This window comes from Sporosarcina sp. E16_3, assembly GCF_017347125.1.
In the GTDB taxonomy this organism is placed as follows: Bacteria; Bacillota; Bacilli; order Bacillales_A; family Planococcaceae; genus Sporosarcina.
Map to the genome: position 1 here is coordinate 149,636 of NZ_JADPRX010000003.1, position 23,927 is coordinate 173,562.

General features: G+C 40.8%; 21 protein-coding genes, 1 riboswitch and 1 other annotated feature. Of the genes, 7 read left to right on the forward strand and 14 right to left on the reverse strand.

Annotated features, from left to right (window positions below):
- Positions 1 to 42 precede the first annotated feature (42 nt).
- A complete protein-coding gene (locus I2483_RS04470) occupies positions 43 to 585 on the forward strand; it encodes a hypothetical protein (protein ID WP_207174095.1) in 543 nt (180 codons plus the stop codon).
- A 120-nt stretch (positions 586 to 705) separates the two neighbouring features.
- Here the strand turns inward: I2483_RS04470 and wrbA are convergent, their stop codons facing one another.
- The 12 genes from wrbA to hprK all read right to left on the reverse strand — a co-directional run bounded on the left by wrbA (position 706) and on the right by hprK (position 13,660).
- Positions 706 to 1,389: an NAD(P)H:quinone oxidoreductase gene (wrbA, locus tag I2483_RS04475; RefSeq protein ID WP_207174096.1), complete on the reverse strand. Its 684-nt coding sequence runs from the start codon at positions 1,387 to 1,389 to the stop codon at positions 706 to 708.
- Positions 1,390 to 1,411: 22 nt separating this feature from the next.
- A complete protein-coding gene (locus I2483_RS04480) occupies positions 1,412 to 2,023 on the reverse strand; it encodes an alpha/beta hydrolase (RefSeq protein ID WP_207174097.1) in 612 nt (203 codons plus the stop codon).
- Between the two features lie 18 nt (positions 2,024 to 2,041).
- Positions 2,042 to 2,980 (reverse strand): ring-cleaving dioxygenase, encoded by a 939-nt coding sequence (locus tag I2483_RS04485; protein ID WP_207174098.1) that lies wholly within the window; start codon positions 2,978 to 2,980, stop codon positions 2,042 to 2,044.
- A gap of 182 nt (positions 2,981 to 3,162) precedes the next feature.
- A complete protein-coding gene (locus I2483_RS04490) occupies positions 3,163 to 4,365 on the reverse strand; it encodes a DUF3238 domain-containing protein (RefSeq protein WP_207174099.1) in 1,203 nt (400 codons plus the stop codon).
- Positions 4,366 to 4,420: 55 nt separating this feature from the next.
- On the reverse strand, positions 4,421 to 5,080 hold the full coding sequence (gene thiE / locus I2483_RS04495; RefSeq protein WP_207174100.1) for a thiamine phosphate synthase: 660 nt from the start codon (positions 5,078 to 5,080) through the stop codon (positions 4,421 to 4,423).
- Positions 5,073 to 5,903, reverse strand: coding sequence for a bifunctional hydroxymethylpyrimidine kinase/phosphomethylpyrimidine kinase (gene thiD / locus I2483_RS04500; RefSeq protein WP_207174101.1), 831 nt, complete (start codon positions 5,901 to 5,903; stop codon positions 5,073 to 5,075). The genes thiE and thiD overlap by 8 nt, the downstream gene beginning before the upstream one ends.
- A gap of 79 nt (positions 5,904 to 5,982) precedes the next feature.
- Positions 5,983 to 6,088, reverse strand: a riboswitch (TPP riboswitch).
- Positions 6,089 to 6,431: 343 nt separating this feature from the next.
- Positions 6,432 to 7,706 (reverse strand): cation:dicarboxylate symporter family transporter, encoded by a 1,275-nt coding sequence (locus I2483_RS04505; RefSeq protein ID WP_186671374.1) that lies wholly within the window; start codon positions 7,704 to 7,706, stop codon positions 6,432 to 6,434.
- A gap of 142 nt (positions 7,707 to 7,848) precedes the next feature.
- Positions 7,849 to 8,733, reverse strand: coding sequence for a response regulator (locus I2483_RS04510; RefSeq protein WP_207174131.1), 885 nt, complete (start codon positions 8,731 to 8,733; stop codon positions 7,849 to 7,851).
- A gap of 2 nt (positions 8,734 to 8,735) precedes the next feature.
- Positions 8,736 to 10,010 carry an ATP-binding protein gene (locus I2483_RS04515; RefSeq protein WP_207174102.1) on the reverse strand — a complete coding sequence of 425 codons (1,275 nt, stop codon included), beginning with the start codon at positions 10,008 to 10,010 and terminating at the stop codon, positions 8,736 to 8,738.
- A 202-nt stretch (positions 10,011 to 10,212) separates the two neighbouring features.
- Positions 10,213 to 10,749 carry a hypothetical protein gene (locus tag I2483_RS04520; protein ID WP_207174103.1) on the reverse strand — a complete coding sequence of 179 codons (537 nt, stop codon included), beginning with the start codon at positions 10,747 to 10,749 and terminating at the stop codon, positions 10,213 to 10,215.
- A gap of 11 nt (positions 10,750 to 10,760) precedes the next feature.
- Positions 10,761 to 11,942 carry a ParM/StbA family protein gene (locus I2483_RS04525; protein ID WP_207174104.1) on the reverse strand — a complete coding sequence of 394 codons (1,182 nt, stop codon included), beginning with the start codon at positions 11,940 to 11,942 and terminating at the stop codon, positions 10,761 to 10,763.
- Positions 11,943 to 12,745: 803 nt separating this feature from the next.
- The gene (hprK, locus tag I2483_RS04530) at positions 12,746 to 13,660 is read right to left on the reverse strand and encodes an HPr(Ser) kinase/phosphatase (RefSeq protein WP_186671369.1); all 915 of its coding nucleotides are present in this window, start codon (positions 13,658 to 13,660) and stop codon (positions 12,746 to 12,748) included.
- Between the two features lie 460 nt (positions 13,661 to 14,120).
- Here hprK and I2483_RS04535 point away from each other — a divergent pair, with 460 nt between their 5' ends.
- Both I2483_RS04535 and I2483_RS04540 read left to right on the forward strand, forming a co-directional pair.
- A complete protein-coding gene (locus tag I2483_RS04535) occupies positions 14,121 to 14,849 on the forward strand; it encodes a tryptophan-rich sensory protein (protein WP_207174105.1) in 729 nt (242 codons plus the stop codon).
- A gap of 105 nt (positions 14,850 to 14,954) precedes the next feature.
- Positions 14,955 to 15,203 (forward strand) — a binding site (T-box leader).
- Positions 15,204 to 15,253: 50 nt separating this feature from the next.
- Positions 15,254 to 16,060 (forward strand): YitT family protein, encoded by an 807-nt coding sequence (locus I2483_RS04540; RefSeq protein ID WP_186671367.1) that lies wholly within the window; start codon positions 15,254 to 15,256, stop codon positions 16,058 to 16,060.
- A 60-nt stretch (positions 16,061 to 16,120) separates the two neighbouring features.
- Here the strand turns inward: I2483_RS04540 and I2483_RS04545 are convergent, their stop codons facing one another.
- Positions 16,121 to 17,092 (reverse strand): alpha/beta hydrolase, encoded by a 972-nt coding sequence (locus tag I2483_RS04545; RefSeq protein WP_207174106.1) that lies wholly within the window; start codon positions 17,090 to 17,092, stop codon positions 16,121 to 16,123.
- A 250-nt stretch (positions 17,093 to 17,342) separates the two neighbouring features.
- Between I2483_RS04545 and I2483_RS04550 the strand changes: the two genes are divergently transcribed.
- The 4 genes from I2483_RS04550 to I2483_RS04565 all read left to right on the forward strand — a co-directional run bounded on the left by I2483_RS04550 (position 17,343) and on the right by I2483_RS04565 (position 20,434).
- On the forward strand, positions 17,343 to 17,492 hold the full coding sequence (locus I2483_RS04550; protein ID WP_186671365.1) for a hypothetical protein: 150 nt from the start codon (positions 17,343 to 17,345) through the stop codon (positions 17,490 to 17,492).
- Positions 17,493 to 17,894: 402 nt separating this feature from the next.
- Positions 17,895 to 18,494 (forward strand): glycosyltransferase family 2 protein, encoded by a 600-nt coding sequence (locus I2483_RS04555; protein WP_186671364.1) that lies wholly within the window; start codon positions 17,895 to 17,897, stop codon positions 18,492 to 18,494.
- 61 nt (positions 18,495 to 18,555) lie between these two features.
- Complete coding sequence (locus I2483_RS04560) at positions 18,556 to 19,578, forward strand: polysaccharide biosynthesis protein (RefSeq protein ID WP_207174107.1); 1,023 nt, start codon at positions 18,556 to 18,558, stop codon at positions 19,576 to 19,578.
- A 1-nt stretch (position 19,579) separates the two neighbouring features.
- Positions 19,580 to 20,434: an SDR family oxidoreductase gene (locus tag I2483_RS04565; RefSeq protein WP_207174108.1), complete on the forward strand. Its 855-nt coding sequence runs from the start codon at positions 19,580 to 19,582 to the stop codon at positions 20,432 to 20,434.
- A 263-nt stretch (positions 20,435 to 20,697) separates the two neighbouring features.
- Here the strand turns inward: I2483_RS04565 and I2483_RS04570 are convergent, their stop codons facing one another.
- Complete coding sequence (locus tag I2483_RS04570) at positions 20,698 to 23,922, reverse strand: DEAD/DEAH box helicase (protein ID WP_207174109.1); 3,225 nt, start codon at positions 23,920 to 23,922, stop codon at positions 20,698 to 20,700.
- Between the last annotated feature and the right edge of the window lie 5 nt (positions 23,923 to 23,927).

A 23,927-nucleotide genomic window follows, 5' to 3' on the forward strand; every position in this document is an offset into this window, starting at 1 on the left:
ATAAACCTACTTAATTACAACTCGATGAAAAGAGGTGTTCCTATGAATTTCATTGCTTGGACGATTGTTGCCTGCGAAATTGGTTTCTGGGTCGTCATTGCTCTCGGTCTTATCACCCGCTATATTTTCAAACGAGAAAAGCTCGGTTTTTTCTTTCTTGCTTTGACGCCGGTTATCGATTTAATACTACTCATCGTCACAGCAACCGACCTATACAACGGGGCAACGGCAACGCAAGTACACGCCATTGCGGCTATCTATCTCGGTTCTTCCATCGCGTTCGGCAAAAGCATGATCCATTGGGCTGATGAACGGTTTCGATTCTACTTTCAAAAAACGGGGACAAAACCTGTACGTAAGGCTGGATACGAACACGCTCGCCACTCGATGAAAGGTACATTGCAACATCTGCTTGCTTATATAATCGGTGGCGTTTTCCTTGTCGCAATGATTTATTTCATCGGGGATCCAGCAAGAACAGAAGTACTATCCGCCACCTTGAGAGTATGGGCACTCGTTCTCGGGATTGACTTTATCATTTCTATTTCGTACTTCATCTGGCCGCGGTCGAAGAAAGTTAAATAAGTTATTTGCAAAGGTTTATGATTAGTTTACAACTTATATGTTCGGTCATTTTCCAAATATAGATCAACCCATTTCTAAACACGAAAAAGCCGACCCATCACAGGTCGGCTTCACTCAAGATTATGCGTTCATACTTTTCAATGCTGCTCCAACTTTTACTGTACGTCCAGCTTGATGAGCAACTGCGGCTTTAATTGTCGCTTCGTCGTCAGCTATTTTTCCATCTTGTCCGACTGTTACACTTGTGCCATACGGGTTACCGCCTGCTGCAAATGTAACTGCATCTGTGTAACCAGGCGCCGCAACAACTGCTCCCCAGTGGTACATTGTTGTGTAAAGAGACAGGATTGTTGCTTCCTGACCGCCATGCGGATTTTGTGCAGATGACATTGCACTTACTGCTTTATTAGCGAGTTTTCCTTGGAACCAAAAACCACCTAATGTGTCAAAGAAACTTTGGATTTGCCCAGGTACATTACCGAAACGTGTTGGTACGCTAAAGATAATTGCGTCTGCCCATTCAAGATCTTCTCCTGTTGCAACAGGAACGTCTTTCGTTGCCTCGGCATTTGCTTTCCAGCCTGGAGATGAATCGATTACAGCTTGCGGAGCCGTTTCAGCCACTTTCATTAACCTTACTTCAGAACCTGCTGCTTCAGCTGCCTCAGCCGCCCATTGTGCCAATTGGTAGTTTGTACCGCCTGAACTGTAGTATACGATTGCTGTTTTTGTTTTTGTCATTTTTACCGTCTCCTCTATTGTTGTCCTAGTTGTCTTTCCGAATAACCTGTCTAAAAAACTCATTTTTTTGTCTCCACTTCTTGTTTCATTTCCCGAAAATTGTTTTGTACCATTCTGCCGCCGCATCCACTTCTGTACGCGTCAACGAATGACCGTTCATTTCCCAGTGAACTTCCGTCACCGCTCCCGCGCCTGCCAACAATTCATCCAGATCTTCCGACTCCTTCGCAGGACATATCGGATCGTTTTTCCCCGCGGTGATAAAGACTGGAACGCCAGCTAAATCGGGCAAGTCGATTCCACGTCGAGGAACCATCGGGTGATGAAGAATTGCGCCTTTCAAAGCCTCTGCATAATGGAACAGCAAACTTGCAGCGATGTTCGCTCCATTAGAATAACCAACCGCAATGACATTCAACCTGTCAAAGCCATTTTCTTTAGCAGCTTCATCAAGAAACGAATTTAATTCCTTCGTACGGAAGATTAAATCCTCTTCATCAAATATACCTTCTGCCAATCTACGGAAGAAACGCGGCATGCCGTTTTCAAGGACATTTCCTCGAACACTTAGTACACCAGCATCCGGGTCAATTAAGTCAGCAAGTCCCAGTAAATCTTGTTCAGTGCCTCCTGTACCATGAAGCAAAAGCAACACCGGTTTCGAATCATCTTTACCTGGTTTATAGATATGTTTCATAGCTCAATTTCTCCTTATTTAATCAATTTCGCGCACTACAAAAGGGATCAAAGATGATTCCAACTGTTCGCGATTTTTTTCATATTGCGCTGGAAGCATGAGGTTTTCACCCATCGTTTCCACTGACTCATCATGTGCAAATCCTGGTGCGTCAGTTGCGATTTCAAACAAAATATTCCCATGTTCTCGGAAGTAAATCGCATTGAAATAGTTTCTGTCTTTCACCGGCGTCACACCGTAACCGTTCTCTTCAACAAGTGATTTCCAGTCCAGTTGATCCGCATCATCTTCAGCACGCCAAGCGATATGGTGAACTGTACCGACACCCATTTGTGCACGACCTGATGATGTCGTTTTCACATCGATGACATTGCCGATGTCTGCTGTTGAGCGAAAACGAATGTATTCGCCTTCTTCACCGACTTTTTCAAGCCCCATAACCTGTTCAAGAAGATGAGCTGTTTTTTCAGGTTGAGCAGATAATAGCGTTGCGCCGCCGAACCCTTTTATGGCGACATCCGCAGTTACTTCACCAACCGTCCATTCATTCTTTACCCCATCTTCTCGCTCGACAATCTCAATTTTTAAACCGTGTGGATCATCAAATGATACATATGTTTCGCCAAAACGGTTTGATTTGCTAAACGCAATCTTAAATTTCTCAAGACGATTTTCCCAGAAAGTCATTGCCCCAACTGGCACTGCGTACGACGTAACACCGACTTGACCATCCCCAATTGTTCCTTGGCGAGCATTAGGCCATGTGAAAAATGTAATGATCGTACCCGGTGCACCGTTTCCATCACCAAAGTAAAGGTGGTGCGTGCCCGGATCATCGAAGTTGACGGTTTTCTTTACAAGACGTAACCCAAGAACCCCCCCGTAAAAGTCGACGTTTTCTTGCGGATGTCCGACGATTGCAGTTATATGATGAATACCCATTGATTTTTTCTTCATATCGATTCTCTCCTTATATTTTAGTAGAAGGTTATTTATCTTGAATTCAAGGTAATCATAACAAGTGATGTTTTCATTGTCAATAAGTTGGCTTGAATATGCATTTAATACTGACTTAGACATTCCCTTTTCAGATATTCAAAAACCCTTCCATTCATGACACTGGAAGGGTTCATCGTTTACTATTCAAAATTTGATATTCGCCAGTATTGCCATGCAATTACTTCCGACATCCATGCAAGCCCCTTACTTTCCGCCTGGTGGATTGGCTTCCAGTCATCCCCTGCGCCGCGCATCAAGTAAATCTCATGATGGGGCGCCTGATCGTGGTAGCCCGTCATATCAAAAGTTCCGTCACGCCGCATAACTGCACGTACTTCATAGTTAATGTCAGGTGCCGTTGAAAGGGGATTTCCAACAGCATGTAAGAGACAAAATCCCGCTTCGTCTTCCCCGTGATTCGTCCGTTTCAACATAATCCCGTCGGGTGAAGCAGTCGCTTGTTTCCTAAAGCGCTTGAAAGCATCATAGGCAATCGACGGTCCAACATCCCGCGTAAACGTCAACGGAGAACGTTCAAGATCATACGCCAGTTCGACGGCCACCCGCGTGCGATAAGCCGCCCCATTTACATCAAATCCCCTGTCATCCCCTTTAAAATAACGATTTCGCGACAATAGATTTGGATTCAACACCCAGTCATCCTTTAAAAACGTCATGTAGCGGAATCCCCATCTGTCTACATTTGGGCGGCGCACTCTGTCTTGAACAGGAATTAGTAACTCTACCGGCTTGGCAATGACTTTGGTCACCGAAAACCATTCAATCGTAGCTTCTACCTTCGATGAAACCGGGTTCAACATCCCAAATACAGTGGAGACAATCGACTGAAATACGTTAAATCGTTCTTCCGACTTCACAAGCGGACGCTTCGATTCAATGGTATACGTATAGATTTCATCCAATGAAAAATCCCTGTCAATGTAGCGATTGTTGGCCACAGTTGTCATGTACGTCCCATTTCGGTATACGTCATACTCAGCGACATCCTTCATTTCCTCCCAGGACAACGCAATTTGCGTCTTGGCGACAATCGTTGTCATGACGAGCGACTGAAGCGGGTTTTCCTTGTTTTTCTGTTCAGCAAATGCTGACGTCTGCATGACAATAATATCAACAACGACGCCAGCTTCCACACGTTCGATTACGTAATTATATAGTTTCGCATGCTTGAAATCACCATCACTAAATTCGGAGACCGTTCCTTCATACAAATGATGTCCGTCTTTATAGACGCAGTAAGTTCCTCCGACATCATTCCATGTGAAATAAATCAAATCCGCCTTATGCAAAACGGTTTGTATTTCAAACAGTTTCTTTTTCATCCGCACACCACGCCCCTTACTCGTAAGTGTGGTGTATTTCGCGAATGGTTAAACATTACATTTCGATACCTGTCAACGAAAGTAGGACTGCGCCTTTTAAACGGCTTGCTGCTTCTCCAGCATCTTCTTCACCGGAAATCGCGGAAATAACCGCTACCCCTGAAGCACCCGCTTTAATAACAGCTCCGGCTCTGCGTTCTGAAATCCCGCCAATCGCAACAATTGGTAATCCAGGTAGCAACGATGCCACCTCCCTAATTGTTTCGATACCAATAACAGGTTGCGTATCCGTTTTTGTCTGTGTCTCGTAAACTGGACCAAGACCGATATAATCTGCCCCGGCATCAGCTGCTGCAATCGCTTCCGTTACACTATGCGTCGAAACACCAATCAGCATATCTGGGCCGACCTTATCACGCACTACTGAAATATATCCGTCTTCCTGCCCGATATGAATACCATCCGCGGCTATTTCAATCGCAAGGTCTATATCATCATTGACGATGAAGGGCACACTATATTGTTCACATAATTGCTGACACGCAAGTGCGAAAGCCTTCAATTCTTCACCCGTTAACGCGCCGGGACCTTTTTCACGTAATTGAAAGCTCGTTACGCCGCCCTTTAGCGCCTCTTCTAAGACATGCAACGGATCGCGTCCCGCCAAATTCACTGTACCCATGATGAAATATAAGTTAACTGTTTGCTTATCCATAAACTACAACCCCTTCCATTGTCTTGTTGCCGCGGCGTCCATATGCCCAATGATTCGTCGGACCATGACCGCCACCAATTTTAAGTCCATCTTCAATTGCTGCGTGGATGAAACATTTTGCAGATACAACTGCATTTGCTGCAGTTTCGCCATTTGCCAAAAACGCTGTCAGTGCCGCTGAATACGTGCACCCCGTTCCATGCGTGTCTTTCGTATCAATCCACGGTGCACGAACCAAAAACCGTTCCCCGTCGGCCCCCATGAACAAATCTTCCGCAAAAGATGCTTCTTTTCGATGGCCCCCTTTTATGAGAACCGCCCTCGCGCCCAGGGCTATTATATGCTTCGCTGCTTGTTCTATGTCTATTTCCGACTTTATCACCATTCCAGCAAGTACTTCTGCCTCCGGAATATTAGGAGTCACAATAGCTGCATGTGGTAGAAGAACCGTCTTCAACGCCTCAACCGCTTCATCTTTTAACAATGAAGCACCGCCCTTCGCAATCATTACCGGATCAATGACGAGCGGAATGCCACGCCAATGAAATGCATCTGCCACCGCATGGATAATCTCCGCCGAAAATAACATACCTGTCTTTATCGCTTTTATGTCGAAGTCTTCCATAACTGCCCGAATTTGCGCCGTAACAACAGCAGCGTCAATCGGTTGTATCGCCGACACCCCACATGTATTTTGAGCTGTTACCGCCGTCAGTGCCGATGTACCAAACACGCCTAGTTCCTGAAATGTCTTCAAGTCCGCCTGTATACCTGCCCCGCCGCCACTATCCGACCCCGCAATTGTCAATGCCACATGTACCAACTGATTCGCCACCCTTTTATTTATACTAAAAAGCCGCTTTCCGGTGGCGTAAGAAAGCGGCTAGCCATTTAGCTGTTCGTAAAAGGCGTACCCACTTTCCTACGCCGGTATAATCCGGATCAGGTTCCAAGGGTCCGCGCATTCATGCACGTCTCAGCCTAAAAAAGGCTCCCCTAGTGGTTGTTGTAATATTCAGCTTTGAGTTAAGTGTAACATAGTTGATGTAAATACGTGGGAATGATTGGTCTACTTCTGCTAATTAGTTTATTCTATTCAAAGGTCGGGAAGAGTATAGGTGAGGACATAAAGAGAAGGAAGGCGCAGTATATGAACAAAGCAGACAGCAGACCGAATAATCCCGACAAATCCATGTGGCTCAGTCTTTTCGGAGTACTCGTTATTATCGCAGGTGTCATACTAACTAATCTTACAATGCGTTAACATTCCCAACCAAAAGGCAGTTTCCCTAAACCAAAAAGGTTCGAGAAACTGCCTGCTTTTCATCTTTCTTATACGCTAAATTTGACCTTACGCCAATTTTTCAGTAGCCGCGAAGTACGTATCCTCTTTCTCAGGGTCAAACCGACCTTCCCACTTCGACAATACGACAGTCGCCAGCGCGTTACCAACAACATTGACAGCCGTACGTGCCATATCTAGAATCCGATCGATCCCTGCAATAAACGCCAAGCCTTCCAGTGGTATACCAACAGTCCCCAAAGTCGCTAGTAAAACAACGAACGAAGCCCCCGGCACCCCTGCCATGCCTTTTGACGTTACCATTAAGACCAGCACTAACGTAATTTGTTCCGAAATACTCAATTCAATCCCATACATCTGAGCGATGAACATCGCCGCCAACGCCTGATACAACGTTGATCCATCCAGGTTAAATGAATACCCCGTCGGAATAACAAAGGAGACGATATCTTTCGGACAACCGAACTTCTCCATTTTCTCCATAATTCTAGGCAACACCGTTTCCGAACTTGCTGTGGTAAACGCCAAAAGCAGTTCATCTTTCAGCACTTTCATAAGGCGGAAAATACTCGTACCAACCATTTTTGCAATGATGCCCAAGACAACAATAATAAAGAAAATCATCGTTACATAGACAAGTAGCGCCAGTTTTCCAAGTGGGATCAATGATTGCAATCCAAATTTCGAAACCGTTACACCGATTAACCCAAATACCCCAATCGGTGCGAATTTCATAACCAAGTTCGTAACCCAGAACATGGCATCCGCAGTTCCTTGGAAAAATGCCAGCACGGGTTTTCCTCTATCACCAATCGCAGCAACCCCTAAACCAAACAAAACGGAGAAGAAAATAATCGACAACATATTCCCCTCACCCAAGGACTGAATAATATTCGTCGGAACAATATTGACAATGATGTCAATGAGGCCGTTATCCGCCATGGCTTCAGTCGTTTCAACATGCTTGGATATATCCGTTTTCGTAAGCGCAGACATGTCGATGCCCATACCTGGCTGGAATAGGTTAGCAGCCAACAAACCGACAAGTATCGCAATCGTCGTAACAACTTCAAAATAGATCAATGTTTTCCCGCCAAGTTTACCTAATTTCTTGATATCCCCAGTCCCAGCAACGCCAATAATTAATGTAGAAACGATAATTGGAACCACAATCATTTTAATCATGCTAATGAAGATTGTACCAAGTGGTTGCAAATAGGTTTCCACAGCCGGATTCCCGTAAAAAATGCCACCCACAGCAATCCCTAAAATTAATCCCGCAAGAATTTGATAGGCTAAAGTAAATTTAAATTTTTTCTTCATCAATCATTCACCCCTTCTCCAAAATGAAACCGCTTCCATAGTTCAGGATTAGGTTTAGAGATAATAATAGGGTCAACTTATCAAATCCGACGAAATCCTACATTTTTTAATTCAGTATTTTCTTAAAGTTAGGTAGTCGTACTCAAGTCTGACCAAACTTATCACCGGTTTCAAGGTATAAAACTTGAATAAATTTCTTACAATTAATTTTCACTTTCATTGGCTCATGACTGTCTTCTTGAATCTGTTTCATTCGATTACGTATTTCTTGAAAGTCAAAATAACGAGGTGCATAATACTCAAACTCTCGAGTCGTGTAATCCACCGCTCCCAACGAAGCCAAATGATTGATAGCCACAAGAATCGTTCTGCGAATCCGTTGCTCAATCGCTTTACTTTCTTTGTTGATGTCCACATTACTCATCTTGCCTGCAACCGCTTCATATAGCTCTTTTAACGGCGGTAATTGGCTACCCCGCCCCTGCTGACTCATTAGAATTTCAATCATCGTGACAATATCACCACTACCCACTTCCCCGATAATCCCCATGTCGTTCAATATGGATGAAACAATTTCTTTCACATTTCGCTGCTTTATCGTTTTAACAGCCGGCCCAATATGTGCCAACGACTCCCGGATTGCAATCAACGAATCTTTTAAACGTGATTTCTCCGCGGTCTTTCTTAAAATACTCTGCACTTCCACACGATTTATTGGCTTATGTATGAAATATTCTACTCCTTTTTCATACGCTTCTCCGACCATTTCTTTATTGACAACTTGAGAAATCATGATGAATTGCCCTTGGAAACCTTGATTCTTCAATTGCTCCATCGTTTCAATCCCATCCAATCCAGGCATTAACAAATCGACCAAAACAATATCAGGTTGCAATGAAAGGACGGGTGAAATTGCCTTCACACCACTTTCGGCATCACCGATTACCATACCGAGATCGCCTTCTACTATGACTTTCTCCAGCATTCTTCGACTTGCCATATCATCATCAATTATATAATAGCGCAGCATTATTCAACTCTCTTTCGAATGGTATGAATCGGAATCCAAACATAAAAAATCGTTCCTTTTCCCAGCGTTTCGATTTGAATTCGACCTTCCAACGTCTGAAGGATCTCCTGTACATGAGATAGGCCAATTCCCGTTGCAGCAACGCCACGGTCGTTAAATTTCGTCGTATAACCTGGTTCAAAAATGATTGGGACGTCCTCTTTCGCAATGCCTTTGCCGCTATCCTTTATCTTGATACAGATGCGCTCCTCGTCCTCATACAACTCAAAATCAATCTCCCCTGTATCCGCAATGGATTCAACAGCGTTGGCGGTAAGATTATTCAACAATGCAAGCAGGGGGATATGTTGGTCCGTTTCAAAATCGACGGTTGCCGACAATCGTAAAGTAATCGTCTTATTTAACAGCTCACTATATTTTTCATTCGCCGTCACAACGAAGCCCAGTAACTCAGAAAGTAAGAATGCATCATGCCGTTTTACATTCGTGATTTTGGATAGTCCCGACAAAATACGCTGTGAATCCTTCTTTACTTCATGGATTTCTTGTGCTATGGCTAACGCTTGTACACTCAACGTCAGAAGGTTTTCCTTTTTTAACTTCCGATATAAATCATGGCTTGACGCCGTAATTTGTTCAATATGATTCATCGACTTTTGCAAGTAAAGTGTTTCTGCATACAATTCTGAACCAACGCCGAGCATTTCTTGCATGCGCTTCTTTTGTTCAGATATCGTAATGGAGCTGTATAAACCCACAACAAAGTAACTGCGGAATAATGCGACCCCGCTAACCAATGCCAAGTCTTTTACATTTAAGCCCCCACGATGTAACAGCAAGTCACGCATAAGGAACTCGGCGCTGTTGCCAACAAAATCGAATAGCGCAGCACAAGCCCCTAATAGTAACGGGAACGTTTTATACTTCTCTATATTGATGATACTTACCCCAAGGGCAAACAAAAAGTAAAACAAAAAAGTAGGCAAATGATTGTTCAAACTTGCAAATATATTAAACGCTTCAAGCCTCATATCCATAAGCAGTCGAAAACAAACAACTGTTATACCCGTTACGAACCCCGTTAAAATAGGAGACGCTGGTGGTCGAATAAGAAACAGTAAAAAATATACAATACTCCCCATTCCAAAACGAAAAACCTCTCCGCTGAAAGGAATCACTTTAAATTCACCAACGACCGCCGTCAATACTGCCGTTAAAACCAACGCGGTTATATTCGATCTCATTAATTTCTGATTGAAGATTTTTTTTGGCATGATATTCTCCTGCTTATAATTATGTATAAAGACTTCCTTCAATGAAATTATAGCACTACTCGTAATGAGCAAGGACCAAATTCTAAAAAACCAACAAATTTGTCTCTTTTTGACTAAAGAAATTATAACAAAAAGTGCCTGCGCAACAAACTACCATGAATGATTCAGCATTCACAGTGGTTTCTTACACAGGCACCCAACATTATTTATTCATCTGAGCAAGGAAGTCCCCTAAAGGGTCATCCTCATCTTCGACAGATGTACTTTCCGGCTCTTTTAACTGGTCCCAGTCGAAATTATCCAGATCATCATCCAAATCGGTACTTATTGAGTGATCTTCTATCTCCAGTTCTACGTCAGCGCTCGTTTCTTCCTGAAGATATAAAGCATCATCTACGTTTATCGCATTGCTATTCAGTGATGCAAAGAGTGCAGCCGTACGGTTCGGATCAGACATCAGCTGATAGACGATACTCCCCAAAAGCGCCTCGGAATGTTCATGCTTTAACCAATCGCGTTGTGCTTTAGTTAACCCTTTCGGAAGCGGAATTGTAATGGCCTCTCTGTGCTTTAAAAGAGAATCATTCACCCCGTCTATCACGAATTCCGCAATTTTACTGGAAAAGTTTCTTCTTTCAACCTCTTTTAACTTTTGCAATTGCTTCAGTGTCTGATCAGATGTATCCGATGGGAGACGAAATGTAATAGGCTGACCCCTCTTCAATCCTGTTTCATTCATGCATGATCACCTTACTTTGTTTTAACGAACTTTTCTTCTTCTTTGAATTTTACTTTCTGGCTTTTTTTCGCAAAGTCTGAAATTAATTTGTAATAAGCATTGGCCATCATCCAAACGCTTTCTTTTTCATCTTCAAAGAAATCGATGTTATAGCCATCTAAGCTATTATTCAATGTTTTAAGGTAATCTTTAAGGACAATAGAGCCCCCGCCGATGAAATAACAGATCTCAGATTGCGAGTTTCTTGCCCATACATTCCGTAAATGACGGTATTGTTTTTTCGCTAATTCTAAGAGAATCCGGTCTACAATATCATGCACGCTTGTCCGGCTTCCTTTTACCATGATGTGATTACGGTTATTTTTCTTCGTAATAATATCCACAACGTCTAGACGGCTGTCCAACTCTACGCCATGTCTAGCATAAATTTCTTCCCGAATCGCATCAAGAGACTCTGACACGCCTAAGTTGAAGCCTTGTGCCTTATCGTCATCCACTTTACGGTTTCTAATGACCGCAACATCCGTTGATAACCCACCGATGTCTTGTATCAAAATTTGTTTATCGATTAATTCTTTGTTAATGATATTTAAGTTATTATCCATTACAAGGTTGATAAACGCGGCAAAACCTTCTGGATAAACTTTTACTTCATCAAACTTAATATTTACTTTTATACCTTGATATTTAGGTGTAACTAAAAACTCTACTTGGTGAACAGAGCTAAGCAACTGAGAACGATAACCAACATCTTTCCCTTCCTTTACTTCCCTAAGTGGAAGTCCTGTGCCTAGTGTATACGTAGCTTCAATTACATTATTATTACGTTTAAAAATGCCTTTATTTTCGTCACGGGCTGCATCTAATGCCAGAGCCGCGAACAACATAACCAAAGTTTGATCTTCCTCAGATTTGTTGCTGCCTGGATCTAGTTCAGTTGAATTTCCACTTTTAGTAGCAAGATTCCCAACACGATAAATAGCGTTATTATCTTTTAATGTTGGGGAGTGTAAACGAATATGAATGCCTTCAGCAGGTTCTTGGTTGTCGAGTTCTTCAATACCGATAACTGGACGATCTGCAACATCTTGTGCAATTACATTTGGTATATTAAGTTCTGCTTCCAACTTACCGAAAATGGCTTTCAATGAATCGTTTCCTACGTCAATTGCTGCAATACGAGTTTCTGTCATAAAAATCATCCTCCCCAATATTCTATCTTTCTATTGAAATGGTACTGGAATTTTGTTGGCAGGTCAATCCTATTCAACTACTTAACATACAAATGTAATATTGTGTACTTAGCTGTAAACTTGTATACATTAACGTATACCTATATAGATACTGGTTGTGTACTTGTTTGTATACATGTTTACACTCTCGTTTACTTATGTATACAATAACGTGTACAACTATACTATTACGTATACAACCACACTATTAATGTGTACACCCATGAAAGTGGTTGATATGGAATTTTCCCTAAGTTCGGTGTAAGCCCTTCTCTCACTTCCCTACCCATCTGCAAGCCGATATAGAACTCGCCTAAATAGTCTGCACTTAACAAATAGACTGTCCTTCCAACACCGCTTAGTCGCTTGGTTTGTTCGTTATGCAGGTGAGGTATACCACCTAGTTATTTCTAAATAAGTAGTGCCGAAGAAATAATGGCTCTCTTTTGAATAAAATTAATGAAACGTCCCCTCACTGCGAGCATGTCTGCTGTTCGTCAAGCAATTCCGACCTCTCAGTATGACCTCTAACGTGCCTCGACGGGTTAAATAGTGTCATTCTATGCAACTTAACTTACACCGCACTCAGGTGCCTCAGACGCACCCAGGAAGAATCTGACTAACGGCAGGTTTCTATACAAGGTAAAACGACAACATTTTATAAATACAAAAAGAGTAGACATTTAAAGTTCACGTCTACTCTGTTCCATGCTTCATGAAATTGCTATCTATTTCCCAGATCCCCTCCGTGCAGATACTCAATACTAAGGAGTATCGGATTCAATCCGTTTCATGAATTCCTCCACAGCACTATAGCCTTGCTGCTTTAAATACCAGTTATTCGCTGCGGCTTCGATCAAGCCTGCGATATCACGACCTGGTTGGAGTTGAATTTGAATATGTGGAATCTGGACATCCATGTATTCCACAAACTTCGTTTCCTGCTCCAATTCATTATTCAAATCATTTTCCTTCCATTTGGTTAATTCGATGTCCAGTGCAATCCGTGTTTCATCCTGGAAAGCAGCTCTTCCATATAGACGCACCACATTTAGCAAACCAATACTACGTAATGCGAGGAATTCTTTACTGTTTTCATCGTGTGTGCCGAGCAAGGTTTGTGGGCTAAGCTTTTTCAATACCACGACATCATCAGCTACAAGCCGATGTCCTCGACCAATCAATGTATGCGCCGTCTCACTTTTCCCTACACCTGACTTGCCGCGGAGTAGAATACCCATCCCCGAAACATTGACACAAACACCGTGTATTGCAATTTCCGGAGCCATCGCCTTCACAACATATGCATCCAATTTCGCGCTCAGTTCACTCGTGGAATCACGAGTGCGTAACACCGGTATTTTCTCCTCCGTACAGTATTGAATGAGGCCAAGCGGCTCTTCCTGTTGGGATGTAATAATGATACAAGGAGGAGCATATTGAACAATATTTGCAATCCGCAACTTGCACTCTTCAATTGTCAGCGTGTGGAGATAATTAACTTCGTTTTTCCCCAGTATTTGGACATGTTCCGTTGCAATAAAATCAAATTTGTCCATAAACTCTAATCCTGGGCGACGTACTTTAGTTTTTTTTATTATACGATGTAATTGGTCATGTCCACTTAACACCTCTAATGAAAACTTTTGAATAATTTCTTCAATCGTAATGTTTTTCATAACGGTCCCCTATTCTTTGGTCATCTATTTCAACCTCTTTGTTTTATCCTACCCTTAATGTACCGCTAATAGGTTCTACAATTTTGTGTCCATTAATTAATTTTTCGAAGTCGTCAAATATGTCTTCTAAAATCGGAGTAAAGTAAGACCTATTTAACAAATAAGTCTACAAAACCACTTTTGGAAGTAGATTTTAGTTTTTATCAAAGGTGTGAACCATCCACCCTTGTTCTGTATAAATAGTAATGTCGTTTAATAAACTTAGACTATCAAGCAAAAGAAAGGAGGAACTATTAAAAAGGGAAATGATTTTTACGATTGTAGTTGGAATAATACTTGGTATTCTTGTAACTTTCATTATCAGATTGTCTTGAAAGTACGCTATCCAAGAAAAAACGACAAATAATTCACTTAGTTGATCATGCCTCGTACAGGTACCTAAAATTCAGGAGGATGAATGGTGAAAATATCAAGACAAATAGCAATTGTTAATCTCATCTTTTTTGCATTGATGATAGCTATTAATTATTCCGCCAGATCGAATGTGGGGGTTATAGCAAACGAAAAGTCTGCGTTGATTCAGCCAGCAGCATATGCCTTTTCAATCTGGATTCTCATTTATTTACTATTGTTTTTATGGATTATAAAAGGTTTTTTTGTTCGCGGTAAAAAAGTAAGTGTCTATATCGATCTTCAAGTATTAATCCCTGTAAACTTCCTATTAAACGGGGCTTGGATTCTAGCGTTTACGCAGCAAAAAATTCTCTTATCTACGGTTATTATTCTTCTTTTATTACTCTCCCTCATACTAATCTATAGAAAAATAAAGAAAAATGTGAACAGGGGCCTCTTTGACCTTGTCCCATTTTCGATTTATCTAGGGTGGATTTCTATAGCAAGTATCGTAAATGTTTTTACGTACTTTGTTCGCAATGATGTCATATCGTTTCTTGGGATTGGAGAACTAGGCTGGACGGTTATTATGCTCATTTTCGGATGTGCCCTGGCTGTATCGTTTTCACTTATTAATCGGGATGCCCTGTATACGCTCGTGTTTATTTGGTCATATATCGCGATTTACGTTAAGGATCAAGAAGAAATCATAAATTTAGTGACACTAATTAGTATCATTATTATGAGTGTTACCGTTTTATATGTGGTTAGTTCAAAAGTCACTAAAAAAAGATAACCATCTTGAGGGGTTATATTGGCGGTAAAGGTATTCAATCAACCTCTGGGCAGAAAGGTAGATATTGACACTTCTATTGTTCTCTGATAAATTAACATCTAACAATTAAAGTCTGTAACGAGAAAAAGTACGAAAAGAACTCTGTTCTCTAGAGAGTCGGCATTTGGTGGAAGTCGACGAACAGCTCTTATCCGAATATCATCTCCGAGATGCAAAGCTGAAACTCAGTAAGCTTTGACGGTTTTCCACCGTTACATGGAACACGTATGATAGTACGTTGACTGAGAGCCGTCTTTTTCTTTTTAGAAACGCGCGGAATATGGGTGGCATCGCGAGCACAAACTCGTCCCTTTATTAGGGAGGGGTTTTTTTATTTACCGCCATCGGAGGGAGATTTACTAATCATGAAAAATTTAATTGTTGTCTTAGGCTCACTCATTATTGCATTTGCTTTTAACTGCTTTCTCGTTCCTTTCGGGATTTTAAGTAGTGGAATTAGCGGAATCGCAATCTTACTCGGGTTAATCAGCCCATTTAACACTGGTCTACTAAATCTAGTCCTTAACTTACCTTTGATTGTTTTAGGCTACTACAAACTCGGAAAAACAATCACCATCAACACAATGGTTTGCGTCGTGTCGCTCTCGGCATTCTTATACGTGATACCAGTCGTTGCTGTCACAGACAATATACTGTTGTCAACGGTTTTCGGCGGGGGCATTGGTGGTATGGGCGTTGGTCTTATCCTCAAATACTCAGGAACTTCTGGTGGTTTGGATATTATTGCGATTATTGTTTCCCGCACAAGTTCTTTCAGTATCGGCCTTCTCCTAACGGGGATGAATGGCGTAATTGTACTACTTTCAGGATTTGTCTTTGACTGGGAAATCGCATTATATACCCTATTGTCGATCTATATCACAGGTAAAATGATTGACACGATCTTCACGGATCACGTCAAATTGACGATGCAGATTGTCACAACAAAAGGTGATTTAATACGCAATGAATTACTGGACTCCATCTATCGTGGTATCACGATTACGGAAGGTTACGGAGGCTATACTCGTGAGAAGAAAGACATTTTAATGATGGTCGTTACACGTTACGAAACGCTGCATGTTAAAAAAATTGTTCGAAAGCATGATGAAGACGCGTTTATTAATATTTATGAGACTGTTGAAGTCGATGGGAAGTTTTCCGTTAACTAGTAGAACGGAAAAATAGGTGCCGGTTCTAAAACAACTCCAAATTGTTTTAGAACCAAGCACCTATTTTAAATCGATATAGCGACTAAGAAATTGATCTACTGTCACTTTGTATTTGTCTTCGTCCAATGCAATGGATTCACCGTGATTCGCATTCGGAACAATGAACAGTTCTGCGTCACTTGAAGTATGCTGATACAAATTCTTTGTCAACTCCGTTGGAACAAATGTATCGCTTTCCCCATGAATATATAGAATCGGCACAGTCGTCTTCTTCACTTCTTTCAGTGCACTCGCTTCCCTGAATGAATAACCTGCCCTCATTTTCGTTAACACACTTGTGCTATCTAACAACGGAAATGCCGGCAAGTGAAACATCCGATTCATTTGATACGCGAATAATTGATAGACGGATTCATACGGACTGTCCGCTATAATGGCTTTGACCTGGCCTGGAAGTTCTTCTTCCCCACTAGCCATCAAAACGGTCGCCGCCCCCATCGATAAACCATGGTAGGCCACTTGCGTATCAGGTCCAAGCCTCTTCACCAAAAGCTGTGTCCAATCGATCAAATCGAGCCGATCAGGCCAGCCAAACCCATAATAATTCCCTTCGCTCTTTCCATGTCCCCGTGCATCAGGCATGAAAATGTTGTAGTCCAAATCGCTATAATAATGCTGTCCAAATAGCCCCATTTGCTTCGCATTTCCTAAATAGCCATGCGTTAAAATGACCAATTTATCTGTTGGCTTGGATGCTGGCAAATAGTAACCTGACAGTTTCAGTCCGTCACGTGACGTTAAAGTGAGTCGTTCAAACTCTTGAGCAGCGACCCAGTCTATCCAATCGCCATTTAAAAAAAGGTCCATTGCCTTATCCGACACTTCTAAATCTGTATTCTTCTGCAAGAAATCTTTCGGCCCCCGCTTGACTGCTAGCTCATAGAAAAAGAAGCTGCCGACGATTTGGATCACCAAGAAGACAATAGCAAAAAGAATAAGTAGCTTCTTCCAGTTGATTCGAATCTTACTCATTCCCCTTTACTGTTCTGCCTTTTAGCATGCATGATGCCTATGATTAGTATAGTAGAAAAACTGATAGATATGAAAGAAATCAGTACGATTACATGAATTTCCAATGGATTTCTGAATGTCTGCCGCGCCAATTAAGTGATTGGTGCCTACACAAGAATCACCGATACCTATTTTTCATTCCCTACATAAAAAAACGCTCCTTGGACACAATAGAAAGGATCAAATCATTTTACAAAAGGAGGTTAAAGTCTTGTCTGTGGAAAATAAAAACAAAAATAAGGATAAAGGTAAACAGAAAAATGCCCTAAAATACGATACAAAGCCGAAAAACGATGTTGAGTTTGCAAGCGAAAGTGAATTTCTAAATTTAGATGGCAAGAAAAACAAAAGAAAGCGTTGAACACAGTGCCTGTCAGTTTCCCCCCTAGAGAACTGTTAACTGATGTACTGAATTCTACTTATCGCATCTAACACAAATCCCCCTAGTCAGATGAGCATCTGGCTAGGGGGATTTGTTTTGGATACTTTTACTTAAACGTTTTAACTCAGCTACTCACCCTCATAAATAATCGATTTCTAACTACAGAAAACACATCGGCCTAAGGTTTTAACAATCACGCGCATATATTAATCGAGGACAGACGTATTTTCGATAAGCATGAGAAAGGAGATCTCTTTTTTACAAGATATGAACAATAACTCATCGCGGGTTGCGCCAATTGGAAAATGTTACGGTAGTTGATGCATTCTTTCTACTACCTCTGTATTAATAAATTATTCAATAAAGAAATGAGGCCTTTGAATGAAAATTAGTTTTCTAACTCCAGCTTACAATAGTGAAGAATGGATTAAGACAATGTTGGATAGTATTCCTAAAAACTATGCTTATGAAATTATTATATGCGACGATGGTTCCACTGATAAAACAGTAGAAATAGTAAAGGAATATAAAAAAACTTGTCCACAATTAAAAATAATAACGAATGAAAGAAATTTAGGCGCTAGTGATTCATATAATCGGTGCATTGCGGAAGCAACGGGCGATTATATAGCAATCATTGATAGCGATGATCAATATTTACCTACCATTCGAGAGGTATTAGCACAAGTGGATGGTGAATATGACATCTATTACTACAATATGTTAACGAAAAATGGACTACAATTTGTGAAAAACGAAGAAAATGCTTATACGTGGTGTGGACAATTTAAGATCATTCGAAGAAGTTTTATAGGTGATGCAGTATTCACAAAAAGAAAAGATATGGCTGGGGATTGGGATTTTAATAGAGTATTGATGAATAATAACCCAAAATGCAAATACACTGATATACTCGCTTATTGGTATAACTATCCTAGAGAAAACTCTGAATATGATTTGCATCTTAGAGGGCTAAAGTAATGAAATATATGTCGTACTGTTTCTGGAACACCCACCCAACGAGAGGTGTTGAATATAATTTATGTTTAAAGATAAAGTATTACTCATAACAGGTGGAACTGGTTCATTTGGTAACGCTGTATTAGAAAGATTCTTAACTACTGATATCAAGGAAATTAGGATATTTTCAAGAGACGAAAAAAAACAAGATGATATGCGAATTTTATATCAAAATAATAAAATCAAATTTTTTATTGGAGATGTACGTGATAGTAGTAGTTTAAATAATGCAATGTACAATGTAGACTTCGTTTTTCATGCAGCAGCCCTTAAACAAGTTCCCTCTTGCGAATTTTTCCCCTTAGAAGCCGTAAAAACAAATATCCTCGGAACAGAAAATGTATTAACTGCAGCAATAAACGCGGGTGTAAAAAAAATAATTTGTCTTTCTACAGATAAGGCAGCATACCCCGTAAATGCCATGGGGATTTCAAAAGCGATGATGGAAAAAACATTCATTGCAAAATCTAGAATGGTTACTCCTGACAACACCTTAATTTGTGGAACTCGCTACGGTAACGTGATGGCATCCCGTGGATCGGTCATACCATTGTTCATAGAACAAATTAAGAACGGAAAGCCGTTAACGGTTACTGATCCCCAAATGACTCGTTTTATGATGAGCCTTGAAGAAGCAGTTGAATTGGTGTTATACGCCTTTGAAAATGCAACGAATGGCGACATCGTGGTTCAAAAATCTCCCGCTTCTTATATAAAAGATTTAGCACAGGCACTGATTGAATTATTTAATGCAAAAAATGAAATTAAAGTCATTGGTACTCGTCACGGAGAAAAAATTTACGAGGTACTCCTTACAAAAGAAGAAGCAGCCAAAGCAATTGATATGGGGGATTTTTATAGAATTCCTGCTGATAACCGAGATTTAAACTATGGCAAATACCTTGAAGAAGGTTCTCCTAAAATTACGTTAACTAATGAATATAACTCGAATAATACAAAAATCCTTTCAGTAGAAGAAATAAAAGAAATGTTGTTAAACCTAAATTTCGTTAAAGACGAACTGCGTAAATGGAATGGAGGATAACATGAAATTCCTAGTTCTTGGGGCAACTGGAATGGCAGGCCATACCATCTCATTATTTTTAAGTGAGAAGGGGCATGAAGTTACTACCTATTCGAGAACAGCATTTCCTTATTGCAAGAACATAAATGGGGATATTCTGGATGGTTTTTTGTTGAATTCAATTCTATTAAAAGAAAACTATGATGTAGTTATCAATTCCATAGGTGTTTTAAACGAAGCGTGTGAGTTAGTACCGTCAAGAGCTGTCTTTCTAAATAGTTACTTACCACATTTTATAGCCGATAAATTAAAAAATACCAACACTAAATTAATTCATATGAGTACAGATTGTGTTTTCTCAGGTAAATCTGGACCCTATTCTGAAGATAGCATTCGTGATGGTGAAACCTTTTATGATAGGACAAAAGCTTTGGGCGAAATCAATGATAACAAAAATTTAACCTTCAGAAATTCAATTATTGGTCCGGATATGAAAACGAATGGAATTGGCTTATTTGATTGGTTTATGAAACAACAAGGAACCATTAATGGATTTACAGGAGCCATCTGGACTGGTGTCACTACTTTAACTTTAGCAAAGGCCATGGAAAAGGCCGCAGTCGAAGATATAACGGGGTTATATCACCTTGTTAATAATGAAAGTATTAGTAAATTTGATTTATTAAATCAATTCAATGCGAATTTCAAAGCGGATGAGTTAACGATTTTGCCTAGTGATTCCGTCAATGCGGATAAAACATTGTTAAATAACCGACAGGATTTTTCATTCAAAGTACCAAGTTATGAAGATATGATCATAGAGATGAAACAATGGATTTGGGCACGCAAGAATTTATATCCACACTATTTTTTGTAACTGTTGACCAATTTCTTCAGATAACGAAAGTATAAAGTTTTAATTAATACGTACCCGGGAAATCTCAAAGCTAGACACAGAGCACTAACCTGCTCTTGGTTTCATTTAAGGTAAAAATATAGGGGCCATAAACAAAGGTATCTGGTTATGAAGCGATTTAGCATCGTTTCACAACCAGATACCTTTTTAATTAGTAGTAAAGGTGTTCGCGGCTATTACTTTTCACCTCGCGACCTTCCAGATCAAAGTATTCCTAACCTGCTTTATAACATCAATATTTCCCGAATGTCTTCTTCAGTAAGAGTAGACGACACTTTATCCTCAGAGTCTATAACTTCTTCAATCAGATTTCTTTTTCTATCTTGCAATTCATTTATTTTTTCTTCGATTGTACCGCGTGCGACAAGCTTGATGACTTGTACAACATTTGTCTGACCAATACGATGCGCACGGTCAGCCGCTTGCTCCTCAACCGCTGGATTCCACCAAATGTCATATAGAACAACGGTATCTGCACCGGTCAAATTGAGGCCAGTCCCGCCTGCTTTCAAGGAAATGAGAAATAAATCACGTTCACCTACATTGAATCGATTACACATTTCCACTCGTTTTTCTGATGGGGTTTGTCCATCAAGGTAGAAATAAGGAAGTCCTTGCATCGTTAACTCTCTACCTATAAGTCCAAGCATTTTCGTGAATTGGGAAAAAATCAACACCCTTCTTCCCGAAAGCTTTGATTCCTCAATAATCTGCATTAACTGTTCAAACTTCCCTGAACTCCCTTTATAGCCGTCCACAAACAAGGCCGGGTGACAGCAAATCTGCCTTAACCGAGTCAAGCCTGCGAGTATTTTGATACGGTTTTTCCGAAGTGTATCCTTGTCGAGATGTTTCAATGTATCGTGCCTGAGCTTAGCCAAAAAGGCAGCATATAGCTTTTTCTGGTCAGGTAGCAACTCCACCGATTCCAGCAACTCGACTTTTTCAGGAAGCTCCGAAAGTACATCCTTTTTCAACCTACGAAGCAAAAATGGACGAATCCTACGAGCAATCGTTTTCCTTGGGAGATTACTGAATTCCTTAAGACCTTGAAATAATTCAGGAAAGACAACCCGAAAAATGGACCATAGCTCTTCTAATGAATTTTCTATCGGTGTACCAGTGAGGGCGAAACGGTTATCTGCCTGTATCTTGCGCGCTGCTTTTGCCGTTTGTGTCAAGGGATTTTTAAATGCCTGTGCCTCATCAAAATAAACGGTATGAAAGACCTGTTTCTCGTACCACAGTATGTCACTGCGCAACAACGGATAGGAGGTAATAACAACGTCCATATCCATTACATCCTTCTGTAAATTAACCCGGTCTGTCTTATTACCATCTACGACAACCGCTTGTATTTCTGGGGAAAACTTCATGATTTCACTTAGCCAGTTATACGTCAAAGATGATGGGCAAACAATAAGAACCGGGAGCTTCTTTTTACGGACGTTAGGAAGTTCGGATAGAATAAACGTAATACTTTGCACTGTTTTACCCAGCCCCATATCATCTGCAAGAATTCCGCCGAATCCGTAATGAGCAAGTGTTTTCATCCATTTGTAACCATCTTTTTGGTAGTCCCGTAATAGTGGATCCAAACTTTTTGGTACCTCAAACCCCAAACTGTCTGGATTGTGGACGTTCTCCAAAAACTGCAGGAACGATTTCTCTAACGTGAATACATCACGATTATCGACTGAATCAAGAAGCTGGAGACCTTGGGCGAATGGTAGTGTCAAACCGCTTTCCAATTCTTCATTTTGTTCCGGAAGTGCATTCAAGAAGCGGTTCATTTCTTCAAACTCCTTGGTCTCCAATGAGAGTATTGATCCGTTCCCCAATCGATAATACTTCCGTTTTACTTTTAGAGCCAATAGAATTTCACGTATGTGTTTTTCAGGGATACCATCGAGCTCAAATTTGAATTCTAGCCAATTGGTCCTCTCTTTTTTCATCTTTACACTAATCTTTGGATGAGCTTTTCCTCTAAATAGTCGATTTCTCACAGCCGTAGTTGCATATATTTGTGCAAACGTTTTAAGTTTCGGAACGGCATGATACAAAAACTCATACTCCAATTCTTCATTGTGTAAAAAATAACCGCCGTCCGTCTTGGAAAACAAGCTTTTCTCTAATAACTGCAAGATTTCTTCTTCCTTATCCATATCCCTGACGAAGGTAGAGCTTGCCGGGATATCCGGAGTAGGTTCCAATGGATTAATCATGATATTTTCATAATAGAACTCTAACCCGACAAGCAAACGGTTTTTCACACGATCCAAGTACACTTTAGCAATTAGCGGTGTCTTAACAAGTTGCTTATACATACTGTCCGATAGTTGTACATTGCCTAGTTTCTTCAGACCAGGTACCACTTTTTCCAGGAAAAAACCAACCTGCTCCTGAGGAATCGAGATTTGATTTGTTCCTGAACCATCAAGCAACTCCTTTAGGTCCGAGAGACGTTTGCAATCCTCACTTTTCAACTGGATTAGTGTCCCTTCAGATAAGACAGAGCTGTATGAATTCAGTACAACCATTCGATTCAATCCTTTAATCTGCAGTTGATAGCCCTTGCCCTCTGCTTCAGCAAAGTCAAACTGTAAAGAAAGCGGTTCTTTCGATACACGAAGACCGGCATACACATCCCCGCAATATTCCAATTTAATAGATGGTACTCTCTCAAGTATAGGTAATAGCCTGTCCCAAGAAGATGGAGGAATCAGTAATGTATGATGATCGCTGACATAATTTGATGTTCCAAAAAGTTCATCGACATACACATCTTCATCATGGATTACCTGGATAAGCTGCTGGATCAAAGCATTCGTTTCTTTTTGAAAGCAATGAAGATTTGGGTCGAACGTGAATGAATTAGAAAGCAAGCTAGTCTGTCCGTCTTCCACATGCTTCAGAAAGCCCCTGATATTCTGCACAGTAGTCGGACCAATCTTCACCTTTATTCCAAACATATGCCGTCCCTCTCCTAAGGAGACGGGTTTGCACGTAAGCTCCGCATCAAGCACTTGCCTGTTTTCAAAGTGAAGCTGATGACCGCTTGAACGTTTAGGTTGGGCATTGAAAAGCGTCAGTAAGCCTTCCGTTAGTTCTTGATTTTTTAATGTATCAGACTGGAATTCACTTGAACTATTGAGGACTTTTCCCTGACGCTTAAGTTCATAAATCGACAGTAGAACGGCCGCAATATGCTGACAATCCATTTGAAACGAAGCTAGCGCAGGACAGCTACATTTCGTGAGTAAACTACCTTTTTCATCCTTTTTAATGGTGACATGGAAATTTTCCATCCCTGCAACCGCTGCTTCACAACCATCAGCATCATAACTTTCAACTGTTACTTTATTAGCACGATAAAAAGCTTCCCCCCTTTTGAAGGAGACTGTCCCGCACATTTCTTTAATTAACTCTCGGTTTAATTTTATATTCATATGGC